This is a genomic window from Virgibacillus necropolis (assembly GCF_044793635.1).
Lineage (GTDB): Bacteria > Bacillota > Bacilli > Bacillales > Amphibacillaceae > Virgibacillus_F > Virgibacillus_F necropolis_A.
Window position 1 is genome coordinate 1,356,003 of record NZ_CP084992.1, and the last position, 21,437, is coordinate 1,377,439.

Sequence of the window (21,437 nt, forward strand, 5' to 3'; positions counted from 1 at the left end):
AATATATTATTTTAGAAAAATATTTCCTTCTTTTTTTTACTTATACGTGTAAAATCTAAAAATATGAAAATAATTTTAGATTCTGATCAAAACTACCAATAACATAGGAAAGGTGATGAATATGAGAGGAATATTTACAGCACTTATGACCTCATTTACTGAAAATGGAGAAATAAATGAGGAGGGGCTAAGGGAGATTGTTAGACACAATCTCGATCAATGTCAGGTTGACGGACTATATGTGAATGGCAGTACAGGTGAAAACTTCATGATATCTACCCAAGAAAAAAAACAAATATTCAAGATTGTTAAAGATGAAGTTGGAGAAAAAGCCAAACTTATAGCACAGATCGGTTCAATCAATATTAAAGAGGCTATTGAACTAGCAAACTATGCAACAGATTTAGGGTATGACGCCATATCTGCCGTTACCCCTTTCTATTATCAATTTGATTTTGACGAAATTTACGACTACTACAACACAATCATTAATTCTGTAGATAATAAGATGATCATTTATTCCATACCAGCTTTAACAGGAGTCAATATAAATCTTGAACAGTTCGGCAAATTGTTTGAGAATGAAAAGATTATCGGTGTTAAGTTTACAGCACCTGATTTTTTCCTACTTGAAAGAATCCGTCACCGTTTTCCAAACAAAATCATCTATTCTGGGTTTGATGAAATGTTTCTATCAGCAGCCGTCTTGAATGTCGACGGAGCTATAGGTAGTACATTTAACATCAATGGACAAAGGGCTAAACAAATTTTCCAACTTGCCCAAAACGGTAAGATCGAGGAAGCAAGAGCCATTCAAAAAACAACGAATGATTTGATCTCAGAAGTGTTAGACAACGGCCTTTATCAAACGTTAAAAGGTATCTTACAATATAAAGGCGTTGACGCAGGTTATTGTAGAAAACCCCTTAAATCACTTACAGATAACCAGAAGAAAAAAGCAGAGGAAATTGCTGAGGAGTACCTTTAAATACGAGGAAAATTAAAACGGAGGAAAGAGATGAAGATAAAGAAATTTATCGGAATTGATATAGGTGGAACAACTATAAAATACAGTATTATAAATGAAAGCGGTGAAATCCTTTTCCATTCGAAAACGGCTACAGATATTAGGAAAGGAATAGACTTTCTTGAATCAAAGCTCGTTGACATTGTTCATTCCCTAATGCTTAAAGCAGAACATATACAAGGGGTAGGTATCAGCACTACAGGTTGTGTCCATTCAAAAACTGGCGAAATCGTTCATGCAGGTAATACAATGCCTGATTATACAGGAACCAATTTGAAACAACTTATTGAAAAAGAATTTCATATCACTACTAGTGTAAATAATGATGTCAATGCAGCCGCATTAGGTGAAGCATGGATTGGCGCGGCAAGGGATATAAACACCTTTTTCTGTCTTACACTTGGGACAGGAATTGGAGGTGCCTTTGTGATTGATAAAAAATTAAGTGTTGGCAGGAACTTTAGGGCAGGCGAAATCGGGTATTTGAGAAAAGATGAGTTTGGAAAAAGCTTTGAAGATAAAGCCGCTACCTCAGCATTGATAAGAACTGGACGAGAGAAATTACAAAACGAGCACATTGATGGTAAAGAACTTTTTGACCTCGCAAAAACAGGCGATGAAACATGTAATAGAATCATAGATCAATGGTGTAACGAACTATCAAAAGGCATCGCTGACATCATATGCATATTGGATCCGGGAGTTATTATTATTGGCGGTGCAGTATCACAACAAGGTACATATCTAATTGAAAAAATTAGAGAAAGTCTAAAACAATATGTACCAACCACATTTGCTGAATCAACGGTTTTGAAAATAGCACAATGCGGAAATGATGCGGGAATGCTTGGTGCGGTCTACCCCTTCCTCAATGATGGAAGCTGATATATTTCACCCAATAAAAAACGTCAAACGCTATCTATTCTTAGGTTTGACGTTTTTCATTTTTCGAGCAAAAAGGTTGAATAATTACTTCACTCCGTACCTCTCGAATTCTTCATCTAAAAATAGTTTCGTTGCCCCCAACCAAGTAGTAGCCATCAACATATTTCCAGCAGAATTCATATGTACACCATCAGTTGTTAGCTCATATTCGTTATTTACACTTAAGTAATTTATAAATGCCTGGTGGGTTGATACAATAATAGCGTCATATTTCTTAGCTAACCTATTAGTTATCTCAACATAAGGTTTTAATTTTTCATTACCAACTGATTCCACGTTCTCTTCAATTACTGTTGGCTCCATTAACACAATGACCGCATTTGTATTGGCTTTTACTTGTGCTAGTAAATCATCATAAATCTGTTCAAATTCCTCTGGATAAATTTGTTCCATACTTGGATTATCCAATTGGCGCCAAACGTCGTTAATTCCAATAGATACGGAAATAATATCCGGATTTAAATCAATTACATCAGTTTTCCATCTGGAAGCTAAATCATTTATTCTATTTCCGCTAATCCCCTTATTTATCAGTTCCAGCCGGTCCGAGGGGTAGGATGTTTTCAAATAATCATGTAATAATCTTACATAACCCGTACCAATCTGTTCAGGGTCATCAAATTTCCCTGATTCCGTAATACTATCACCGATAAAGATAATGCGTTTTTTGTTCAAGTGACCACCTCGCAAATTCATTTTTTGATTATCTACCATAATATCATGGATTGATAGTTACTGCTTTACATTCTTGAACGTGAAGAGTGAAGAAAGAAAAGAACATAAACTGCATTTAACATAGTGAAATTTTAGAGTTGTTTTATTAAATGAATTTATAGATAATTATTATATAATAATTATTCAAAATCCGGTAATTTTACGATGATAAATTTAAGAAATGAATCAAATCAATAATAATATTGTTTGGAAGGATGGGTTTTATGAAAATAGTAGGTGTCTCGGGAACAATAGTAGGAAAGAAAACTTCAATACTCGTTAAAGCTATTATTGAGGAAATTAACAGAATTGATCCTAGTATTGAAACTAAGATTCTTGATCTAAGGCAATATGATATGCAATTTAGTGACGGTAGGGCATTTGATTTATATAATAGCGATACTCAACAAATTATAGAAGAAATGTCTAGTGCAGATGCCTATCTAATAGGGAGCCCAATATTTAATGGATCCATACCAGCACCATTAAAAAATGTATTTGATTTGGTTAAACCTTCAGTATTTCGTCATAAGGTTATGGGGTTTGCAGCAAATGGTGGAACATATCAGCATTACCTAATGATTGAGAATCAATTAAAACCCATTGCAGGGTACTTACGTTCTCACGTTGCCCCATCCTATGTTTATGCCAACCTTGATCATTACACTCAGGATAATCAAATAGTTAATGAAGAACTCCTGGATCGTATTTCGTTACTCGCGGAGGAAATAGTGCATATGCAAAGAGTATTAAAACCAAGTACAATGAGCTTTATTTAAAAGAAAATTTGATACACAACTATAGCAAGGTAAAGTGCATTTAAGACAATCGACAATTTTCATTACAAGTTTTTTAGAATTAGAAACTAAAAATGGACCCAGCATTTTTTGCTAGGTCCATTTTTCATTTATTTACAAAACATAGAAACACTACCCAAGTTATCGAATTCTGCAATAATTGAATCCCCTGAATCAAAAGCAATCGCTCCTGACATTGCTCCACTTAGAATAATATCCCCTTTTTTAAGGCCTTTACCTCGGGCTGCTAACTGATGAACGGCCCAAGTGATGGCTGTTGCTGGATGTCCTAGGACGGCAGCACTTGATCCCGTTGCAGCTACTTTCCCATTCTTAGTCATTACCATCCCGACATTTCCCAAATCAACCGAATCTGGCGAAATCCATTTACTTCCTACAATGAATTTGGCAGATGAACAGTTATCTGCAACAACATCCACTAAGGTGAATTTAAAATCTTTGTAACGACTATCAATAATTTCAACGGCAGGGGCAACATACTTTGTTGCGTTTATCACATCTTTTTCTGTTATATCTGCACCTTGTAAATCTTTCCCCATTAAAAATGCAATTTCTGGCTCAGCTTTTGGATGAATAAGTTTTGCACGATTTACCGGTTCCCATTCATACGCCAGCATATCATTATGCAATTCCCCATAAATGGCTTCGTTGACTCCCATCATTTCCTGTTTGGCTTTACTCGTTAGCCCCAACTTTGCTCCAACTCTTTTTGTTCTATTTTCTACCATTTTACGAGCAAGTAACCCTTCTTGTAATTCATACGCTTCTTGGATAGTTAGCTCCGGATAATCATCCGTAACTTTAACCACTTCACGTACATCCCGCTCTGCGGTATATAAATAAGTAATAATCTCTTTTTCTTTACTCGTCATCAAAGGCATGCTTAAACCTCCACCTTAATTTTTTGTATAAATGTTCTATTAAAATATCACGTTGGTCAACCCAAACTTATGAAAAGCTATTTAAAATGAACAGTAACATTTCCGAGTGAACCAAAATTAGCTTCAATCTTATCCCCAGTAGCTACAGCAACAGCCCCGGATAACGCCCCTGGTAAAATTAATTCATCTTTTTTCAATGTTATATCAAATTCGTATAATTTGTTTGCCAACCAAGCTATGGCCTCCGCTGGATGTCCAAGAGCAGCAGCACCGGCCCCTGTTGCAATCATTTCCCCATTTTTAGACAAGACCATACTATTGGTACGTAAGTCTATTTGATTTAACGATGATGTTTGATTACCAATTACCACTTTCGCAGACGACCCGTTATCAGCAATTGTATCAGCTAGTTTAATTTCCCAATCAGAAACACGACTATCGATAATTTCAAGTGTAGGTACAATGTACTTCGTTGCCATCATGACATCTAAATATGTAATATTTGGTCCTTCAAGATCTGCATCTAAAACAAAACCAATTTCAGCTTCAACCTTTGGTGCTATCATCGTACTTACACTAACGCTATCCCCATCTTGAACTTGCATGTCATCCATTAAATGACCATAATCAGGCTCATTGACATTCAACATACGTTGCATAGCATCACTGGTTAGACCCACCTTTTTTCCAATGATTTTATTCCCTTGTGCTAGCTTCATTTCTACCATTTCAAGCTGGATTTGATAGGCATCTTCAATGGTTAAATCTTTATTCCGTTCTGTTAATGGTCTGATCCCTTGCCGCTTTTTTTCAGCCTCCAATAGTTCTGTTACAAATTGACTATTTTGTACTATCATTATTTAACCCCCTTCTATACTAAAAACAAACGAAAGGCGATCACTACGTCCCCTTTCGTTGTTTTTTATTTTTTAATGGTTATCGTTTTTGCTTCTGTATAAAAGTCGAAACTGTGTCTACCACCCTCACGGCCAATGCCACTTGCTTTAGAACCACCGAATGGCGTTCTTAAGTCACGAACATACCAGCAGTTAACCCATAATAAACCTGCTTCAATTAAAGAGGAAACACGTTGACCTCTACGTAAATCATTGGTCCACACGACCCCTGCTAAACCATAAATGGAATCATTGGCTATTCTGATAGCCTCTTCTTCTGTTTTAAATGGGATAATTACCGGTACCGGTCCGAAGATTTCTTCTTGCGCTACCCGCATCTTATTATCAACATCATATAGAATAGTAGGTTCATAGAAATTGCCAGTTTCCATTCCCGCAACTTGCTTTCCTCCATAGGCAAGTTTGGCACCCTCCGCTATTCCAAGTTGCACATAGTCATCCACAGATTTCATGTGTCCGCGTGATACTAGAGCTCCCATATCTGTAGCTTCATCCATTGGATCTCCTACTTTAATTTTCTTCACAGCTGTAACAAATTGATCTAAAAATTGATCATAAATACTTTCCTGCACCAAAATTCTTGAACCAGCTAAGCAAATTTCTCCCTGATTTCGATAAATGGAATCAATTGACCCAGCTACTGCCTCTTCTATATTAGCATCATCGAATATGATGTTTGCTGACTTTCCACCAAGCTCTAAGGAAACAGGAGTTAAATTTTCAGCAGCATTACGCATTACGGTTTTTCCGGTAGCCGATTCTCCAACAAAGGAAATCCGACTTACAGATGGATTGGTGGCCATCTCCGTTCCTACAGTACCTCCAGGCCCAGTCAATATATTGAGCACACCAGGAGGAAGACCAGCTTCGTTCGCAATCTCACCCAACAGGACAGCACTTAATGGTGTATAAGATGCTGGTTTAACTACCACTGTATTACCAGCAGCCAATGCCGCCGAAGCCTTCCACGTCATTTGCATAAAGGGAAGATTCCAAGGAATAATTAAACTTGTGACTCCTGCAGGTGCATATTGTGCATAAGACATATGGTTCTGCATATCATAATGCTCATCCACCGTGTATTTAGCCATTTCAGCAAAGAAACGAAAGTTGGCAGCTGCACGCGGAATATCAAATCCACGACTTTCTTTAATTGGCTTACCTACATCTAATGTTTCAATATAGGCAAGTTTGTCAACGTTTTCCATAATTAGATCCGCCATCTTACACAAGATACGCGATCGCTCATTTACTGACATCGTACTCCAAACGCCACTTGCAAACGTACTTTGTGCCACGTCAATTGCTCGTTTTGCATCTTCTGTTCCACCCATAGCAACACTGGCTAACTTCTTATTCGTAGCTGGATTAATCGTGTCAAACGTTTCACCAGAAAGTGCCTCTACATAATTACCATTAATAAATAGCTTTGAATCCTGTACGATTCTACTATCAGCTACTACCTCATTAGTCACTTTCTATTCCTCCTAATCTTCTATTTCAATAATCATTTCTATTTCAATTGCTGTATTATTAGGAAGTTGTGCCATACCTACAGCTGAACGACCATGTTTTCCCTTTTCCTCGAAAACTTCTCCGATTAAATCGGAAGCTCCGTTCATAACTTGTGGTTGTTCTATAAAGTCTTCTGTCGAATTAACCATACCGAGTAATTTAACAAACTGCTTTACATTGCTTAGTTCACCTACTTCATTTTTAACCACGCTTAATAAATTTAGCATGGATTGACGGGCTGCAAGATAACCATCTTCAGTTGTTAATTCTTTACCCAATTTACCATGATATTGATCAACACCCTGACCCGCAGTAAATAATAGATTGCCCACTCTTACACAACTTACATAACTACCCCACGCAGGTCTTAGTGGTGGTAACACGTGTCCTAGTTCTGCAAGTTTTTCTTCCGGCGTTTTTCTCATTTAATTTCTTCCTTTATCGTTACATTTAAAAAATCAAGCGCATTTTGACCGAGAATTGAATGTTTTTGTTTATCTGTTAGTTTTATAGTTTCATCAACCACCTTACCTGGTGGGATTTCTCTTAGTAGGAACGGGTAGTCAGATCCCATCACAATTTTTTCATATCCAAAACGATCTACAAGATACTTTATATTTAACGGATCGTAATTCAATGAATCAAAGTAAAAGTTTTTTGCATAGTGACTAGGAGGCTTACTTGTTAACCGTAAGTCTGGCCACACATGCCATCCCCTGTCTAAACGTGGTAAAATATAAGGAAACGATCCACCACCATGAGCAAAACAAACTTTTAATCGCGGAAACTTTTCCATGATACCGCTATTAATTAAACTTGCAGCAGCTAAAGCTGTTTCGCTTGGCATACCAACCGTATACATGAAGTTATGACGAGGCATACGTTCTCTACCCAAGGTCTCCCAAGGGTGAATAAAAAGTGGCACTTCCCACTTTTCAGCCATTTCAAAGAAAGTTATAAATTCAGGGTCATCTAAGTTTTTACCATTGATGTTTGTACCAATTTCAATTCCCTTCAACCCAAGTACATGTATGCAACGATCCATTTCTTTAATGGACACGTTTACGTCCTGCAGCGGAACAGTGCCTAACCCAATAAAACGTTCAGGATATTGTTTAACAGTATCCGCAATAAAGTCATTTTGTACTTTTGACATTTCTTCAGCTTCATCTGCTTTAGCCCAATAGGAAAATGTCACTGGAATAGGAGACAGTACTTGGATATCTACACCTTCAGCATCCATATCTTGAATTCGTTTTTCTGGACTCCAAACTTGATCCGTTACTTCACGGAATACTTTTCCCTCAACCATAATATTCGCACCACAGCTACACGTTTTTTCCAATACTGGCCATCTGCCTCCGCCAAACTTATCCGCAAAGTTTGGAATTTCCTCTGGAATAATATGTGTATGAAAATCTACTCTCATTTCCAAAGCCCCACTGTTTCAGACATAACATGACCACAATTATTACAGGTACGAAGTTCTTCACTTCCATTAAATTCTTCAATAGCAGCTTTTACCTGTGTTCCGATATCTGTTAATTGAATACGGTTTTTGTGCATCTCGTGATTACACTCATCACAGAACCACACAAAGTCTTCTAATTCGCCTTCCGCACGTTTTCGTTCAATTACTAAACCATGTGTATCAGCAACACGATGAGGAGAATGCGGTACCATAGCAGGCAACATAAATACTTCTCCTTCCTTAACTGTTACTACTTCTCTTTTTTCTTCTTGATTAATAATTTCAACATAACAATCGCCTTTAATTTGATAAAAGAACTCATCCGACGGGTCAACGTGGAAATCACGGCGTTTGTTTGGGCCTCCAAGGATCATGCAAATAAACTCAGAATCTTCCCAAAGAACTTTGTTATTTACTGGTGGTTTTAACTCACTCTCATTCTCCTTGATCCAATTCAATAAATTAAATGCTTGTAGTTTTGACATAATAATAAAACCTCCATTTTTTTTGATAACTTAATATCTATCATTAAATGAATCAATGATATTCCGATTAAATAAAGTAGAATTATATAGAAACAAAACAAACTGATAAAATAGCTTACCTTAATGAGCGTTACCTATAGTCCATCCAAGGAGCGGTTGTGTTTGTTGGATATTCCCCTCTAAAATTAACTTACGAATTCTTGTTGAAGAAATTCGTGTACCCTTTGTGCAACAAACTGTATGAATTGGTTCCACTGAAAAGTGTTTTTTCAGAAGATCTACGTTTCCTTTGCGATTTTTCCCGAAGCGGAAGTCTTCACTACTCTTATATTCAACGGGCATAATCGCCTTAATTCATGTATAAAACTTTCGGGTGTGCGTTTTGTATATGCTTCATCAAAGCTTGCGATAACTACATAGTCGACTCCTAGTTTTTTAAATCTTTGTACCTTCTCTTCAACGGTGGTCAAAATATGTGCACCTTGAAAGTAAGCACGTGGTGGTGGATCAAAGGTATAAACCACACTTGGAACGCTCTCTATATTACTTTCTCTTACCGTTTCTTGAATAACTTCCTGATGACCACGGTGTACACCGTCAAATGCACCTATTGTAATAATTGAGTTAGGTAAGATAAGATTTCCCCTCGCAGCATGAACTTTCATCACAAACCAAGTCCTTTCAAGATGAATAACCTTTTATTAATTCATTTATATCTTTGATGTCGACTCAGCCATTTCTAATGATCCTTCAAGAGCCTTGTCGACCATTGGATATGTCGGATTATTTCGTTTGTACAGATTATAAAACATTGCCATCTTACGAACCGGGTCTCCTGAATAATATCTCTCGTATTGAACTAGTCTTTGTCCAAAAGCCTCACCACAAAGATCCCATGCTAATTTAAATAAACGAATTCGTTTCTCGGCAGGTATCCCTTTGCGACCAACAAAATGTTTATTCATATCCTCCGACAGTTCAGGGTTAGCAAAATCACCTTCCGATGGCATCATCAATAATCCACCTGCACCAATTGTTTGTATTGTTTCAATTGCCTTTGGATACATTTTCGGTAATATTCCACGGATTGTTTCAAGTGGAGTTCCATTTGGGACTGCTTCGCCATGCGGTGTAATCTTGTATTCATATTCTGAGACACGAAGTAACGCTCTAATAGTTTCTACCGTTTGTAATAACTCTGCCAATGGATTTTGGACATTTAAGAAACCGTCAACTCCTATTGTATCTGCTAAATCCCTCGCAACCTCGGTTGCAAAAGACATTTTCACAAGACCCCTTACCCCTGATTGATGGGCAGGTTGCAAGTTAATTCCTGTTTTTGGATATAGTAAATTACCCGCTTCAACATTTTGATTAATAAACACTCGTTCCCATGGTACTAGAACATCCTTAAATACTAATATTGCATCCATTTCTTCATATTTTGAGGCTAATGGATGATCCCATGTAGATCGGGTACCATTTTGGGTTTCTTCACGACATAGTATCCGTAAGCCAGGTGTATCAATTGGAATAGCAAATGATATCGCATACTTTTCATCGCCTGGTTTAAAGCTTGGATAAGAATAAATAATTACTTCGTCAGTGATTGGAGCAAGTGTAGCTAACATTTTAGAACCACGAACAACTAAACCTTCACTTGTCTCTTTTACCACTCCTAGATGTGTATACGTATCTTCTTGTTCATTAGATGCTTTACTACGATCGTTTTGCGGATTTATAATTGCATGTGTTAGGAATAAATCATTATCTCTTATATACCGATAATAATTTAAAATATTATCTCCCCATTGCTCCCCATATTGTCTGAAAAACCAATCATTCGTAGCCATAGATGTTACAACCGTTGACAAAAAGTCTGGTGTTCTACCCATTAATCCAAATGTTGCTTCTGACCATACCTCAAATAACCTTCTTCGCGCTTGTAAATCTTCTCCGCTTCGTGGAATTAGGAATGCATTATTTACGCGTTCACCCGTTTCTTCGCAAACATGGGTTATTTCATCCTGATATTCGGAATCATGTTGCATATCAAACAATCTAGCAATTTCCTTAATTGGCTGTTTGAAAATCGGATCATTTTCTAAATCAGTTATTCTTTTTCCACCTAGCCAAACTTCGGGTTGCCTTGATTTTAATCCTTGAATATAATCCTCACCCGTTCTAATCCCCATCAGTCATACCTCCTAAATATTAATTACCAACTCTTTGATTTCTTTCTGTTTTAAGACACTTTCCTTTAAAAAATAAAAGGCCATCATTATTTCTATATGAGAAGTTCATTATTTCACCTACAAATAACATGTGATCCCCACCCTCGTATTCTGCCCATGGCATACATTCAATGGTGGCAATTGTATTCTTCAAAATCGGACCAATTTCGGAGTCATTTTCCCACTCCACAACCAAATCTTCTTGTGGTTTGCCAGCAAATTGCCATGCATAAGTTTCTTGCGCTGCTGATAACACATTAATAACAAATGATCGATTTTCCAGCACCTTGCAAGCGCTTGCATTTTTATCAACAGAGATAAGTGCTAGTGCAGGATCTAAGGAAACAGATGTGAATGAATTGACTGTAATACCTTTTCGATGTCCATTGTCATCATTCCATGTTATGACCGTTACACCAGTGGCAAAACTCCCCATACAATTCCTTAACTCTTTTACATCCATAGACTCTTTCTCCTCCCTTTTTTCCAAAAATCAGGTCTTAACATTCCTATTTGATATGGCAAAGCAGTGGGAACATTTATGGGATTTGTGGAAATTAGTTGAGAATTGACTAGTTTAACTCTGATGGAATTTTTTATTTGTTTTACTGTTTTATTCCTTCAACTTAGATCCCCTCGTCTGTTTGTATAAAAACCAGGATTCATGGCTATTCACATCACCATAAATGCAATATTTCTAATACCTCCTTTTGATTTATTAAGTTTAATATAGTAATTTTTTACGGTAGTCACAACAACGTAATTTCACTATATGAAATTGATTGAATTATTTTTATATTTTATTATTAAAGATATAAGTTTATTGAAAAGCAACGTATTAAAATGTAAATACGTATGCTTTTCAATACTATTTCCACTTGCCAACCCAATCTTAAAAACAAACCATATAAGCTAGTCACTAATAAGGCTAGGAATCCACAATACAACATCCTCCAAATATGTAAGTATGATTAATACTAAAATTGCCATTGCCAAAAATGGCATTATTGCCTTAACAAGGCTCTCAAACTTAACTTCTGCAATGGAAGAAACAATAAATAGCCCCGTTCCTACTGGTGGCGTTAATAAACCAATTGTTAGATTAATACAAATGATTACTCCGAAATGAACAGGATCTATTTGGTAGATTCCTAACAAAGGCATCATTACTGGTACCAAAATAATTAATGCGGCAATTCCATCTAATACCGTTCCTAGTAAGAGTAAAAAAATATTTACTAACAATAAAAATACATACGGATTCTCGGAAATACCTAGCATTGAGTTCGCAATCAACTGTGGTATTCTTTCAAACGATAAAACAAATCCAAATAAATTTGCTGTCACAATTAAAAAAGTAATCGTTGCTGTGTTAATAACAGTATTTATAAATATTGATGGAAGGTTTTTCATTTTTAATTCTCGATAGATAAAAGCACCAACTATAAATGCCACTACACAAGCAACACCCGCTGATTCTGTTGGTGTGAATATACCACCTAAAATGCCATAAATTATCGTGAATGGAATTAGCATAGCGGGTAGTACTTTTAACGAAGTTGCTAAGATCACTTTCAAACTTGCCTTTTGTGTTTTCGGGAAATCCTGTTTTGCGCTCATCATTCCGATGACAATAATAAAACCTATTCCTAATAAGATTCCGGGGATAATACCCGCCATAAACAAATCACCAATAGATGCACCAGTTAAAGTACCATAAATAATAAATAACATACTCGGTGGTATTACTGGTGCGACAATAGAAGAGGCTAAAGTTAAAGCAGAGGAAAAGTCACGTCTATAACCCTCTTCTTCCATTTCGGGAACCATTACTTTACTCATCATTGCGGCTTGCGCATTGGCTGAACCCAAAATGGATGCGAGAAACATATTAGCAATAACTGCTACATATGCCAATCCACCACGAAAATGGCCAATTAAAACTCTCGCAAAGTTTACTAGTTTTTTCGTAATACCCCCGCCATTCATTAGCTCACCAGCTAACATAAATAAAGGTATAGCTAATAAACCAAAGCTATCTATTCCAGAAAACATAGTCTGTGGTGCCGACCCCATCGCAGTTAGCAGGCCACTTAGTATTAAATACGAAAGTGAAGTTATAGCTAATACTAATGATATAGGGATTCCAATGAGTAAAAATACAATGAACAACAATACAACAATAATCATTGTCATAAGGCATTACCTTCTTGTTTATTATTTTTCACTAGATTTATGGTGTAATTCAATAAATGAATAAAACTAAAAGTTAGGCCAACTGGTACGGATAGATAAGGTATCCACATAGGAATTCGCATAGCAGATGACTTTTGACTCGTTAAAGAAAATATCCATTCATAACTCAGATAAATCAAAAGTATTAAAAATAACAAGATAAGAATGTGTGAAATGATATCTAAAATTCTTTTTCCACCCTTTGAAAACCTTTCTACCAAAAACGTTATAGATGCTTGGGACTTATATTTAAGCCCCAAGCTCCCCCCTATAAAAGTAAGCCACGCCATCATAAAAATACTTGCTTCACTCGCCCAATAAATTGGTTCATTTAAAAAGTATCGATAAAAAACTGACGAAGCTAATACCAAGGTTAATGCTGCAATTAGAATAATAGAAATTACTTTTTCTATCGATTCAATCCATGTATCCAGTGTATTCATAAAAATAACTGCCCCCTAACGGAATTTCTCAATAAACTTTTTAATTAATGGGTCCTTACTTTTATATTTTTCATCAAATTTTTCAGTGTATGGGGTAAACAAAGATTCATCCATTTGATAAAGTTCCATTCCACGGTCTTCCAATGTTTTTATGAATTCTTCCTCTTGTGAAGACCGTTTAAGCGTTGCATACTCAGACGCTGCTTCCATAGCTTCTTTTACTATTTTCTGATCCTTTTCCGGCATATTTTCAAACATTTCATTATTTGAAATCATAACTGATGGCCAAACCATGTGATTTGTCAATGCTCCATAACCCGTAACTTCATTAAAATTGGAGGTGATTGCTGCATCTAAGTCCATATCCATACCATCAATGACACCTGTTTGGGCAGCTTGATACACTTCGGGTAATGAAATGGATTCAGGATTTGCCCCTAAATAACGATACCAATCTTGTAGTGCCGGACTTGGAGTTACGCGTAACGATAACCCCTCCATATCTTCGGGTGTTTCCACTTTTTCTCTAAACAACATCACTCGATTACCTGAGAAAAAGTAATTCATTGCATTTAATCCTGTACCATCTAGTGTTGCTAAAATATCCTTTGATACATCACTACCACTTGCCTCAAGTGCATCCTCATACGAATCAAATAAAAATGGTGCAAACCAAGCGCTAAATGCATCAGACATGGATGTTAAGTGAGCATTGGTAATAAACGCAAAATCTATTGTTCCGTTTTTAAGTTGTTGCACCATATCAGCTTCACTTCCAAGCTGCCCTCCTGGATAAAGTTTTGTTGTCATTCGGCCATCGGAACGTTCTTCCAATTCCTCGGCAAACTTCTTGGCAGCATCATTCCAGATGTGGTTTTGTGGGGCTATATGAGCTAGTTTAAAATTGTATTCTTTTGCACCATCTTCCTTCTGTTTCCCACCTGCTTCTTCACCTGAACTACAAGCACCTAAAACAAGCATTAAAGCCATAAATAAAGCTAATATATAAACCCCTTTTGTTTTTTTCAATTCCAAGCACCCCTTTATTATTTTTTTACTCGTAAAAATTCTTCTTCTTTTTTCTTGGGCTGACTATGAATTATCATGACTTTTTAGGATCCAGCTATTAACACCCCCCAGATAGAATAATCAAACCTTCTAATACCACTTTGTTCTCTTGTGAGGTTATATATCTATATATCCTAGTTCTTGGGATATAGAGTTTGCGGTGTTTACAATGCTTTTTATCATGATATTACGATTGCTTCCTGTCATATAAGAAACTGGACCGACCAAATTAACTGCTGCAATAGTTTTGCCGGAGTACGATAATATTGGGGCAGCAATCGCATATGTATGGGTGTCATTCTCATTATTACTAATTGAGTAACCGGTTTTACGCACTTCTGCTAGCTCTTGTTCAAGTTTAGTAGTATCCGTGATTGTATTAGGGGCCTGACGAGCCAATCCCCTATTGATAGTTTCTTTCAAATAAGATGAATTAAAAGATAGTAACACTTTACCTGCGCTAGTAGAATAAGCTGGTTTCCTCGCTCCAACATGTGTCTCTATTGAGTATGAATCCAGTGAAGACACCTTCAAAACAAATACAACTTCACCTTTATCAAACATACCTATATGAACCGTCCCTTTATATCTTTGGGTCAATTCCTTAACTATCGGAATCGCTTTGTCATATATATCCTGTTGGAACATTACATTGTTATTCCATTCAAGTAATTTCCACCCTAGGCGGTATTTTCCGTTTCTAGCCCGCATTAACAGCCCTTCATTACATAAGGTACTAATTAAATGATGAGTAGTACTCTGATTCAACCCAAGTTTCTCTGCAATTTGACCATTTCCTAAGATTGGATTTTCAGTTGTAAAGCAATTTATAATTCGACTTGCTCTTTTCACAGATTCGATCATTCTATTTCCCCCATCAAAAAAGTATTGATAAATCCCCACCAATAAATTTGACTTACAAATCCGATTAATCACTTCTTTGAAATCGCTTTCAAAATTAATAATTTTAAATATTTATACTTTTTGAGTATATTTAATTACTTACAGCCAAGCAATAAAGAAATTTCACATTATGAAACTTCACTAATCTTTTTCATTACTATTTCCCCTTTCATATATAGTTAATTATACCTATATTTAATTCGACATTATTCTTTGATTAACTTTCCAGTAATACAAATATAATAAATACTATGGAACCATTTTACACATAAAAAAAGACATTACAGTGACCAAACTGCAATGTCTATAAAAAAATAACCAATATGATAAAAGATATGGAATCTTAATACTTACTCCGACACACGCTCCGCAAAATCAGCCAACAATCTAGCTCCAAATCCAGTCGCTGATTTGGCATAATACCCATTTTCTTCACTGCTCATTACTCCGGCCATGTCCACATGCAGCCATTTACTAGCATCTGGAACAAAGCGGCGCAGGAATAGAGCAGCAACAATGGAGCCTGCTTCTGGCCGTCCGTTCGTATTATTGAAGTCTGCATAGTCGCTCGCCAAATAATTATCATATGCATCAACTAATGGCATCGGCCAGTTGAAATCACCGTTTTCCCGACCAATGTCCTTCATCTCTCCTGAAAGCTTTTCATCACCAAATACGCCGGCCAGTTTCGTTCCGAGTGCACCGACAATAGCACCGGTCAATGTAGCAATATCAACAACGTAATCTGCTTTCAATTCACCAGCTCGAATCAGGCCATCTGCAAGAATCAGTCTTCCTTCCGCATCCGTATTGCCTACTTGCACATTCAGTCCATTTTTGTAGTGAATGACTTCGCCAGGAATAACAGCTTGGCGATCAGGAACGTTCTCAGCAATCGGAATTAGTGCAGCAACATTTACATTTGCTTTTGAATTAGCTAACAATTTCATTGCTCCAGCGACGGCAGCGGCACCACCCATGTCAAATCGCATATTGCTTATGTCTTTCCCCTTTTTCAATGTAATGCCACCCGTATCAAACGTAACCCCTTTTCCAATCAGGGCAACGAGTGGCTTGGATGCGTCACCACGGTAAACCAGTTCAACGAAAGCTGGGGCATGTTTACTACCTCGACCAACCGTCAATACTCCATTCATTTCTCTTTGTTCAAGCTCTTCTTTATCAAAAACAGTTACTTCAACAGCTGTACCTTCAAATTCCTTCTTTAAGATGGAAGGAAAAGTTGCCGGATTCAATACACTTGGTATTTCATTCATTAAGTCACGCGAAAAAGCCATCGCTTCAGCACGGATTTCACCTGCTTCAACAAAGGATATGACGTTTTCTTCATCACCCTTAATCATTAAATCAGCTTTGAAAGAAGTTTCTCCTGATTTATAGGCCAAAAATTTATACGTCCCTAAATTCCATCCCTCTACAAACGCTGTTATTACTGCGCCTCCAACTAATCTATTAAACGCATTAGAAAGTAACTCTTCCTCTATGGAGACTTGCTCAACCTGCCGTTTACTTAATGTACGGGCAATTGAACCTGCTATCATTCTCACTTTTTCATATGACTGCTTTTCCTCCTTAATTACTTTTACAACAACCAAAAGTTTCCCATCCATTAAAAGTATGGTAAAAGACCCTGAACTACTGTCCACATATTGTTTTACCGATTCATTGTTCTCAATTTGTACATCATCTGCAAATAAAATAGTTGCTTGATTACTCATTTGTGTCATTCTCCCTTCTATAGTACTCTTATTTATTTCGATACACGAAGGAATAATTCCTGCTAAATTAGTAAAAAAGTGACAAGGTAAAAATCTGTTCAGTCACTCACCACACCCGAATCATCGTCTGTATATATACCTGCACAATAATATAAAACACGATGGCATATTTTAAATTAAACTTTATTCCGTTTTTTAATAGACTTAATCCATTTGAAGCACTTAACACGATGACTGGCATGATTACCGGTGACAAGAGAATGGAAATGACGCTACCTGAAGTTATAGATAGCACAATTAATTCCGGTGGATATGGAAGCGAGATAGTTTCTAATAAACCTGCAACCAAAACCATTACGGTTAATGGACCTAACCCTAAAAACCCTAGTAAAATAACGATAAACGGAAGCAAATACAAAAAATTTATAAATGGAAAAATTTCTTGTGTGTATTGTATTCCACCGATAACAGTGAGTCCAAATCCAGTTTGATTTAACGCGTAGATCACTACACCTGCCGACAGCAAAATACATAGCTGATACGACTGCTTTACCATATCATTGGCAAAATATCTTCTTGTCTCTTTAACAAGTTTTCTCGTTCTTTTTTTCGCGAGATAATAAACACATGTCCATACAACCACTACAATTGGAATAGTCATCATTAGTTTGGCAGAAAAGATTGCGTGCAATAGAAATATTGTTCCAAATAATGAAATAAACAGCAACAAGAATTCAAAGACATTCTTTTTTATTTCTCCCCGGTTGGGATAATGAAGAAGTACAGAATCAATTTCAGTTTGTAGGGCAGCTGTTAAATCAACCCCATATCTTTTTTCCTGAAAATAAGAAAATATAACTGCTACAACAGATCCTAATATTGCTATTCCAAAACCTTGTATAACTGCTATCCACAACGAAGCTCCCAACGTTTCCACCGCGAAAATAAAACTCGGGATACTAATGACCCACAGAGTCGACAGGGCAAATGCACGTAGGAGTGCAGTGCCTTTAAAATTTTCCCACGCTTCTCCTTTTTGGTTTTTCAGAATGGTGTTGATAAATTGATACATCATAGGTATCGAGCCAAATAGTAGAAAGTAAGAAATTACCTGCGTAAAAGAAACAATACCAAAGTAAAATTTACGACTTGAGTCTATTCCTTTGTGTGCAAAGACCAAAATTTCTTCAATATAAGGTTCTTCCCTCAATACCCAGCCAATCATCGGAACAATAATTAATAAACCAATTATACTGCGCATTTGAAGTATTCCATTGAATAATCCAGCTATCGCTGAACCTTCGGAAAAGATCAAAACCATTACACCTACAAGAAACAGGAAAAGTGGCAATTTGAATTTCTTAACAGTTAGCATCATTCCCGCAAACAATAGCGTAAGCAACCCACTGACAGATAGAAGATCCAACAAAAATTCCACCTCATAAAAATAGGTGAAAAAGTGCAGAAGTGCATAGAAGGAAATGGATAATTTCAACCCCCAGGTAATAAACCGTTTCATCACATAAGCTCCTCATAGTTGAAATAATAGTTTCGGTTCAATAAGATAAGATAGAGAGTATTTCATCAAACTTTATTAACTAATAGTTTTATTCCATAATTAAACCCAACTGATTACCAGTTGGATTTATTAATGGAAACTATATTTTCACGCCTTTGGCTAGTTTACTAGAAACCGTGTCTTTTTGAGCTTTATGTTAGAATAGCAGAGATTGGTACTAAGAGAAAAAATAATGCTTACATCCAATTCAATACTACAACGGGTGATATTTTCCAGTTACCGCATCCACCGTTAGCAAAAACTGATTAGATTTGTGAGTACCACCTTTTGCAATCCAGTATGGTCGATAGAACACTTCTTGTTTTGATATGTTAAGCTTTGGCATGGAAAGGATTTTCATTTTATATGAAATTGAGTCATACAAGAAAGGTTCTGCAATTACTTCTGCATCCAACGTATTTAATTTCTTTTGAATAATGTTTTGAGTAGAAACTTCTTGTTTACTAAAATGAGGCACTTTATCAATTATAGAACCGACTCCATTTATACCATCAATTGAGCATCCTACCGTTCCACCAATTGGATGAAAGAAACTTTTTCTATCCAACGAGTATTCAAAAAAGAAATAAGGGTAGAAAACAAGTTGATCAACCTTAAATGTATTTTTAGTATCCATCTTTTCTAGGTAAATCTTTATCTCATTATTATTAAAATTTATTTCTTCAGCTTTTATTACTTCATTCATTTACATCACCCTTTAACCGGAGCTCTATTACCTATAAAATCAGAAATACTTCTTGCCTCTGGGCCTATGTCACGGGAAATATTCTTCTCAATATTTTTAGCTAACTTACGTGGTCCTAATGCTTCATCATACACTTTTTGCATATGTGCAGATGGCGTATTACCAAACATATTACCAATGATCATACCAATGATGGAAACCATTAATCCTCCAAGAAACGGGTGGATTGCTGTTGCACTTTGCCAGTCAAGAGATGTCCAAAGAATATTAGTGACACCCCCACCAATCATAGCGCATAAAATACCAACTTTATTGGCGTTCTTCCAATAAACCGAACATACATAAGGGACAAGAAAACTATTGCCAAGTGTACCAAATGCAAATACAACCAAAGCAAAAACCGATGGCGGCTGATTTACTGCGACGGCAACACCTATGACACCCGCAAGAAGAATGCTAAGACGTGAGATGCGAATCATTTTGGTTGGACTGGCCTTTTTATCAATAAATCGCTGATAAATATCGCGGGATAAAATAGTACCAGCTTGCATCAAGATAGAATCAGATGTTGACATAATCGCGGCCATGATAGCCGAAAGTAATAACGCTGCAAGAACACCTGGGAAGAAGGCGTAAGCAAGTGTCGGAATAACCATTTCAGGATCTGCTAAATTAGGTAGCAAGATAATACCAATAAATCCAATTATATAAGGTGTATATGCAAATAGTTGGTTATATATGGCTGTCCATAAGGTTGCAGATTTGACAGTCTTTGTACTTTTCATCGACATATGTCTTACAACAACATGTGGAAGTCCCATATAACCAATTGAATAAATTAAAACTGCTCCTATAATAACTCCCCATTGCCCATAAAATTCAAGACCTTTCCCCCATATACTGAGATATGTTGGATCAATTTTAGCAAGCGATTGGTTTAATCCAGAAATTCCTCCAACATTTATTAATCCCATAACCAAAATACCTAAAGCTCCTAAAATCATAACAATTGCCTGGAAAAAATCAGTCCATACAACGGCTAAATATCCACCTGTTACTGTATAAGCTACGATTACGCCAACACCTATAATAAGTGCCCACTCATATGGTAGCCCTGTTAAAGCTTCTAGAGACTTTCCTGCTGCAATAAACTGCGCAAATACATATGCAAACAAGAAAACAATAGAAATGATAGACCCGACCACTCTAATTGCGGGGCTTTCAAATCGCTTTTCTAAATACTCAATCGGAGAAAGCGCCCCCAATATTTCGGACATACGTCTCATTCTTTTCCCTAGGACAGATAAGTTTACAATTCCTCCACCAGCATCTCCAATTGCATACCAGATTGCATACCAACCTTGTTGGAATGCCAAGGCGGGGCCACCTAAGAACATGTAACCACTCATTGATGTACTTTGCATTGTTAACGCGGTAACCGCTGGGCCAATATTTCTATCCCCTAATAGGTAGCTGTCAACTGATGTAGATGCTTTTCTTGAAAAATACATACCGATCGAAAGTAATACTAGCAAATAAATAATAAAAACTATTGCATCAGTTGTCCCCATCTTATTTCATCTCCTCATCATCTGTTTCTGAAAGAAACCTTTCTTCAAGCTTGTCATCTCTTCTTTGTATAAAGTACATAACTATACCAAAAGTCAACCAAATAAATGGCCATGGAACAATTAACCAGAATGTTTCAGCAGGAAGGTTCAGCATTACATTTCACCCCTTTTGAATTAATTAGAAAAAAGCCGATAGATTGGAATCTA

Annotated in this window: 21 protein-coding genes and 1 pseudogene; 3 read left to right on the plus strand and 19 right to left on the minus strand. The window is 36.6% G+C overall.

What is annotated here, in order from left to right; translation table 11 throughout:
• Positions 1 to 121 precede the first annotated feature (121 nt).
• Positions 122 to 988 carry an N-acetylneuraminate lyase gene (locus LG329_RS06660; protein WP_404454983.1) on the plus strand — a complete coding sequence of 289 codons (867 nt, stop codon included), beginning with the start codon at positions 122 to 124 and terminating at the stop codon, positions 986 to 988.
• A 30-nt stretch (positions 989 to 1,018) separates the two neighbouring features.
• Positions 1,019 to 1,912: an ROK family protein gene (locus LG329_RS06665; RefSeq protein WP_404454986.1), complete on the plus strand. Its 894-nt coding sequence runs from the start codon at positions 1,019 to 1,021 to the stop codon at positions 1,910 to 1,912.
• Positions 1,913 to 1,996: 84 nt separating this feature from the next.
• Here LG329_RS06665 and LG329_RS06670 read toward each other — a convergent pair whose 3' ends face one another.
• Complete coding sequence (locus LG329_RS06670) at positions 1,997 to 2,647, minus strand: SGNH/GDSL hydrolase family protein (RefSeq protein ID WP_404454988.1); 651 nt, start codon at positions 2,645 to 2,647, stop codon at positions 1,997 to 1,999.
• Positions 2,648 to 2,910: 263 nt separating this feature from the next.
• On the opposite strand from LG329_RS06670, the gene LG329_RS06675 reads away from it, so the two are divergent.
• Positions 2,911 to 3,465: an NADPH-dependent FMN reductase gene (locus LG329_RS06675; protein WP_404454991.1), complete on the plus strand. Its 555-nt coding sequence runs from the start codon at positions 2,911 to 2,913 to the stop codon at positions 3,463 to 3,465.
• Between the two features lie 128 nt (positions 3,466 to 3,593).
• Here the strand turns inward: LG329_RS06675 and LG329_RS06680 are convergent, their stop codons facing one another.
• From LG329_RS06680 to LG329_RS06765, 18 genes and pseudogenes are all read right to left on the minus strand, one after another.
• Entirely contained in the window at positions 3,594 to 4,385 is a 792-nt protein-coding gene (locus LG329_RS06680) for a 2-keto-4-pentenoate hydratase (protein WP_404454994.1), read from the minus strand.
• Positions 4,386 to 4,462: 77 nt separating this feature from the next.
• Entirely contained in the window at positions 4,463 to 5,242 is a 780-nt protein-coding gene (locus tag LG329_RS06685; RefSeq protein ID WP_404454996.1) for a 2-keto-4-pentenoate hydratase, read from the minus strand.
• Between the two features lie 65 nt (positions 5,243 to 5,307).
• The gene (locus LG329_RS06690) at positions 5,308 to 6,777 is read right to left on the minus strand and encodes an aldehyde dehydrogenase (protein ID WP_404454999.1); all 1,470 of its coding nucleotides are present in this window, start codon (positions 6,775 to 6,777) and stop codon (positions 5,308 to 5,310) included.
• Positions 6,778 to 6,789: 12 nt separating this feature from the next.
• Positions 6,790 to 7,242, minus strand: a complete 453-nt coding sequence (locus LG329_RS06695) for a RidA family protein (protein ID WP_404455002.1) — start codon at positions 7,240 to 7,242, stop codon at positions 6,790 to 6,792.
• On the minus strand, positions 7,239 to 8,246 hold the full coding sequence (locus LG329_RS06700) for an amidohydrolase family protein (RefSeq protein ID WP_404455005.1): 1,008 nt from the start codon (positions 8,244 to 8,246) through the stop codon (positions 7,239 to 7,241). Before LG329_RS06700 ends, LG329_RS06695 begins: the two co-directional genes overlap by 4 nt.
• Positions 8,243 to 8,773, minus strand: a complete 531-nt coding sequence (locus LG329_RS06705) for a 3-hydroxyanthranilate 3,4-dioxygenase (protein ID WP_404455008.1) — start codon at positions 8,771 to 8,773, stop codon at positions 8,243 to 8,245. The genes LG329_RS06700 and LG329_RS06705 overlap by 4 nt, the downstream gene beginning before the upstream one ends.
• 120 nt (positions 8,774 to 8,893) lie before the next feature.
• Positions 8,894 to 9,438, minus strand: a pseudogene (locus tag LG329_RS06710) (FAD synthetase).
• Positions 9,439 to 9,483: 45 nt separating this feature from the next.
• On the minus strand, positions 9,484 to 10,968 hold the full coding sequence (locus LG329_RS06715) for a 4-hydroxyphenylacetate 3-hydroxylase family protein (RefSeq protein WP_404455011.1): 1,485 nt from the start codon (positions 10,966 to 10,968) through the stop codon (positions 9,484 to 9,486).
• Positions 10,969 to 10,987: 19 nt separating this feature from the next.
• Entirely contained in the window at positions 10,988 to 11,470 is a 483-nt protein-coding gene (locus LG329_RS06720; RefSeq protein WP_404455013.1) for a flavin reductase family protein, read from the minus strand.
• Positions 11,471 to 11,919: 449 nt separating this feature from the next.
• Complete coding sequence (locus LG329_RS06725; protein ID WP_404456448.1) at positions 11,920 to 13,197, minus strand: TRAP transporter large permease; 1,278 nt, start codon at positions 13,195 to 13,197, stop codon at positions 11,920 to 11,922.
• A gap of 2 nt (positions 13,198 to 13,199) precedes the next feature.
• Positions 13,200 to 13,685, minus strand: a complete 486-nt coding sequence (locus LG329_RS06730) for a TRAP transporter small permease (RefSeq protein ID WP_404455016.1) — start codon at positions 13,683 to 13,685, stop codon at positions 13,200 to 13,202.
• Between the two features lie 15 nt (positions 13,686 to 13,700).
• A complete protein-coding gene (locus LG329_RS06735; protein ID WP_404455019.1) occupies positions 13,701 to 14,714 on the minus strand; it encodes a TRAP transporter substrate-binding protein in 1,014 nt (337 codons plus the stop codon).
• Positions 14,715 to 14,870: 156 nt separating this feature from the next.
• Entirely contained in the window at positions 14,871 to 15,617 is a 747-nt protein-coding gene (locus LG329_RS06740) for an IclR family transcriptional regulator (protein ID WP_404455022.1), read from the minus strand.
• A 389-nt stretch (positions 15,618 to 16,006) separates the two neighbouring features.
• Positions 16,007 to 17,395 (minus strand): M17 family metallopeptidase, encoded by a 1,389-nt coding sequence (locus LG329_RS06745; RefSeq protein WP_404455025.1) that lies wholly within the window; start codon positions 17,393 to 17,395, stop codon positions 16,007 to 16,009.
• 106 nt (positions 17,396 to 17,501) lie between these two features.
• Positions 17,502 to 18,914 carry a hypothetical protein gene (locus LG329_RS06750; RefSeq protein WP_404455028.1) on the minus strand — a complete coding sequence of 471 codons (1,413 nt, stop codon included), beginning with the start codon at positions 18,912 to 18,914 and terminating at the stop codon, positions 17,502 to 17,504.
• A gap of 253 nt (positions 18,915 to 19,167) precedes the next feature.
• Positions 19,168 to 19,659: a hypothetical protein gene (locus LG329_RS06755; protein ID WP_404455031.1), complete on the minus strand. Its 492-nt coding sequence runs from the start codon at positions 19,657 to 19,659 to the stop codon at positions 19,168 to 19,170.
• A 5-nt stretch (positions 19,660 to 19,664) separates the two neighbouring features.
• Entirely contained in the window at positions 19,665 to 21,230 is a 1,566-nt protein-coding gene (locus LG329_RS06760) for a sodium/proline symporter (protein WP_404455034.1), read from the minus strand.
• Position 21,231: 1 nt separating this feature from the next.
• Entirely contained in the window at positions 21,232 to 21,384 is a 153-nt protein-coding gene (locus LG329_RS06765) for a hypothetical protein (protein WP_404455036.1), read from the minus strand.
• Positions 21,385 to 21,437 lie beyond the last annotated feature (53 nt).

What these genes read in the sequence shown, in the direction of transcription:
- LG329_RS06660 (WP_404454983.1), top strand. Translation starts at nt 122, where the DNA reads ATGAGAGGAATATTTACAGCACTTATGACCTCATTTACTGAAAATGGA.
- LG329_RS06665 (WP_404454986.1), top strand. Translation starts at nt 1,019, where the DNA reads ATGAAGATAAAGAAATTTATCGGAATTGATATAGGTGGAACAACTATA.
- LG329_RS06675 (WP_404454991.1), top strand. Translation starts at nt 2,911, where the DNA reads ATGAAAATAGTAGGTGTCTCGGGAACAATAGTAGGAAAGAAAACTTCA.
- LG329_RS06680 (WP_404454994.1), bottom strand. Translation starts at nt 4,385, where the DNA reads ATGCCTTTGATGACGAGTAAAGAAAAAGAGATTATTACTTATTTATAT.
- LG329_RS06685 (WP_404454996.1), bottom strand. Translation starts at nt 5,242, where the DNA reads ATGATAGTACAAAATAGTCAATTTGTAACAGAACTATTGGAGGCTGAA.
- LG329_RS06695 (WP_404455002.1), bottom strand. Translation starts at nt 7,242, where the DNA reads ATGAGAAAAACGCCGGAAGAAAAACTTGCAGAACTAGGACACGTGTTA.
- LG329_RS06700 (WP_404455005.1), bottom strand. Translation starts at nt 8,246, where the DNA reads ATGAGAGTAGATTTTCATACACATATTATTCCAGAGGAAATTCCAAAC.
- LG329_RS06705 (WP_404455008.1), bottom strand. Translation starts at nt 8,773, where the DNA reads ATGTCAAAACTACAAGCATTTAATTTATTGAATTGGATCAAGGAGAAT.
- LG329_RS06715 (WP_404455011.1), bottom strand. Translation starts at nt 10,968, where the DNA reads ATGGGGATTAGAACGGGTGAGGATTATATTCAAGGATTAAAATCAAGG.
- LG329_RS06720 (WP_404455013.1), bottom strand. Translation starts at nt 11,470, where the DNA reads ATGGATGTAAAAGAGTTAAGGAATTGTATGGGGAGTTTTGCCACTGGT.
- LG329_RS06725 (WP_404456448.1), bottom strand. Translation starts at nt 13,197, where the DNA reads ATGATTATTGTTGTATTGTTGTTCATTGTATTTTTACTCATTGGAATC.
- LG329_RS06730 (WP_404455016.1), bottom strand. Translation starts at nt 13,685, where the DNA reads ATGAATACACTGGATACATGGATTGAATCGATAGAAAAAGTAATTTCT.
- LG329_RS06740 (WP_404455022.1), bottom strand. Translation starts at nt 15,617, where the DNA reads ATGATCGAATCTGTGAAAAGAGCAAGTCGAATTATAAATTGCTTTACA.
- LG329_RS06745 (WP_404455025.1), bottom strand. Translation starts at nt 17,395, where the DNA reads ATGAGTAATCAAGCAACTATTTTATTTGCAGATGATGTACAAATTGAG.
- LG329_RS06750 (WP_404455028.1), bottom strand. Translation starts at nt 18,914, where the DNA reads ATGAAACGGTTTATTACCTGGGGGTTGAAATTATCCATTTCCTTCTAT.
- LG329_RS06755 (WP_404455031.1), bottom strand. Translation starts at nt 19,659, where the DNA reads ATGAATGAAGTAATAAAAGCTGAAGAAATAAATTTTAATAATAATGAG.
- LG329_RS06760 (WP_404455034.1), bottom strand. Translation starts at nt 21,230, where the DNA reads ATGGGGACAACTGATGCAATAGTTTTTATTATTTATTTGCTAGTATTA.
- LG329_RS06765 (WP_404455036.1), bottom strand. Translation starts at nt 21,384, where the DNA reads ATGCTGAACCTTCCTGCTGAAACATTCTGGTTAATTGTTCCATGGCCA.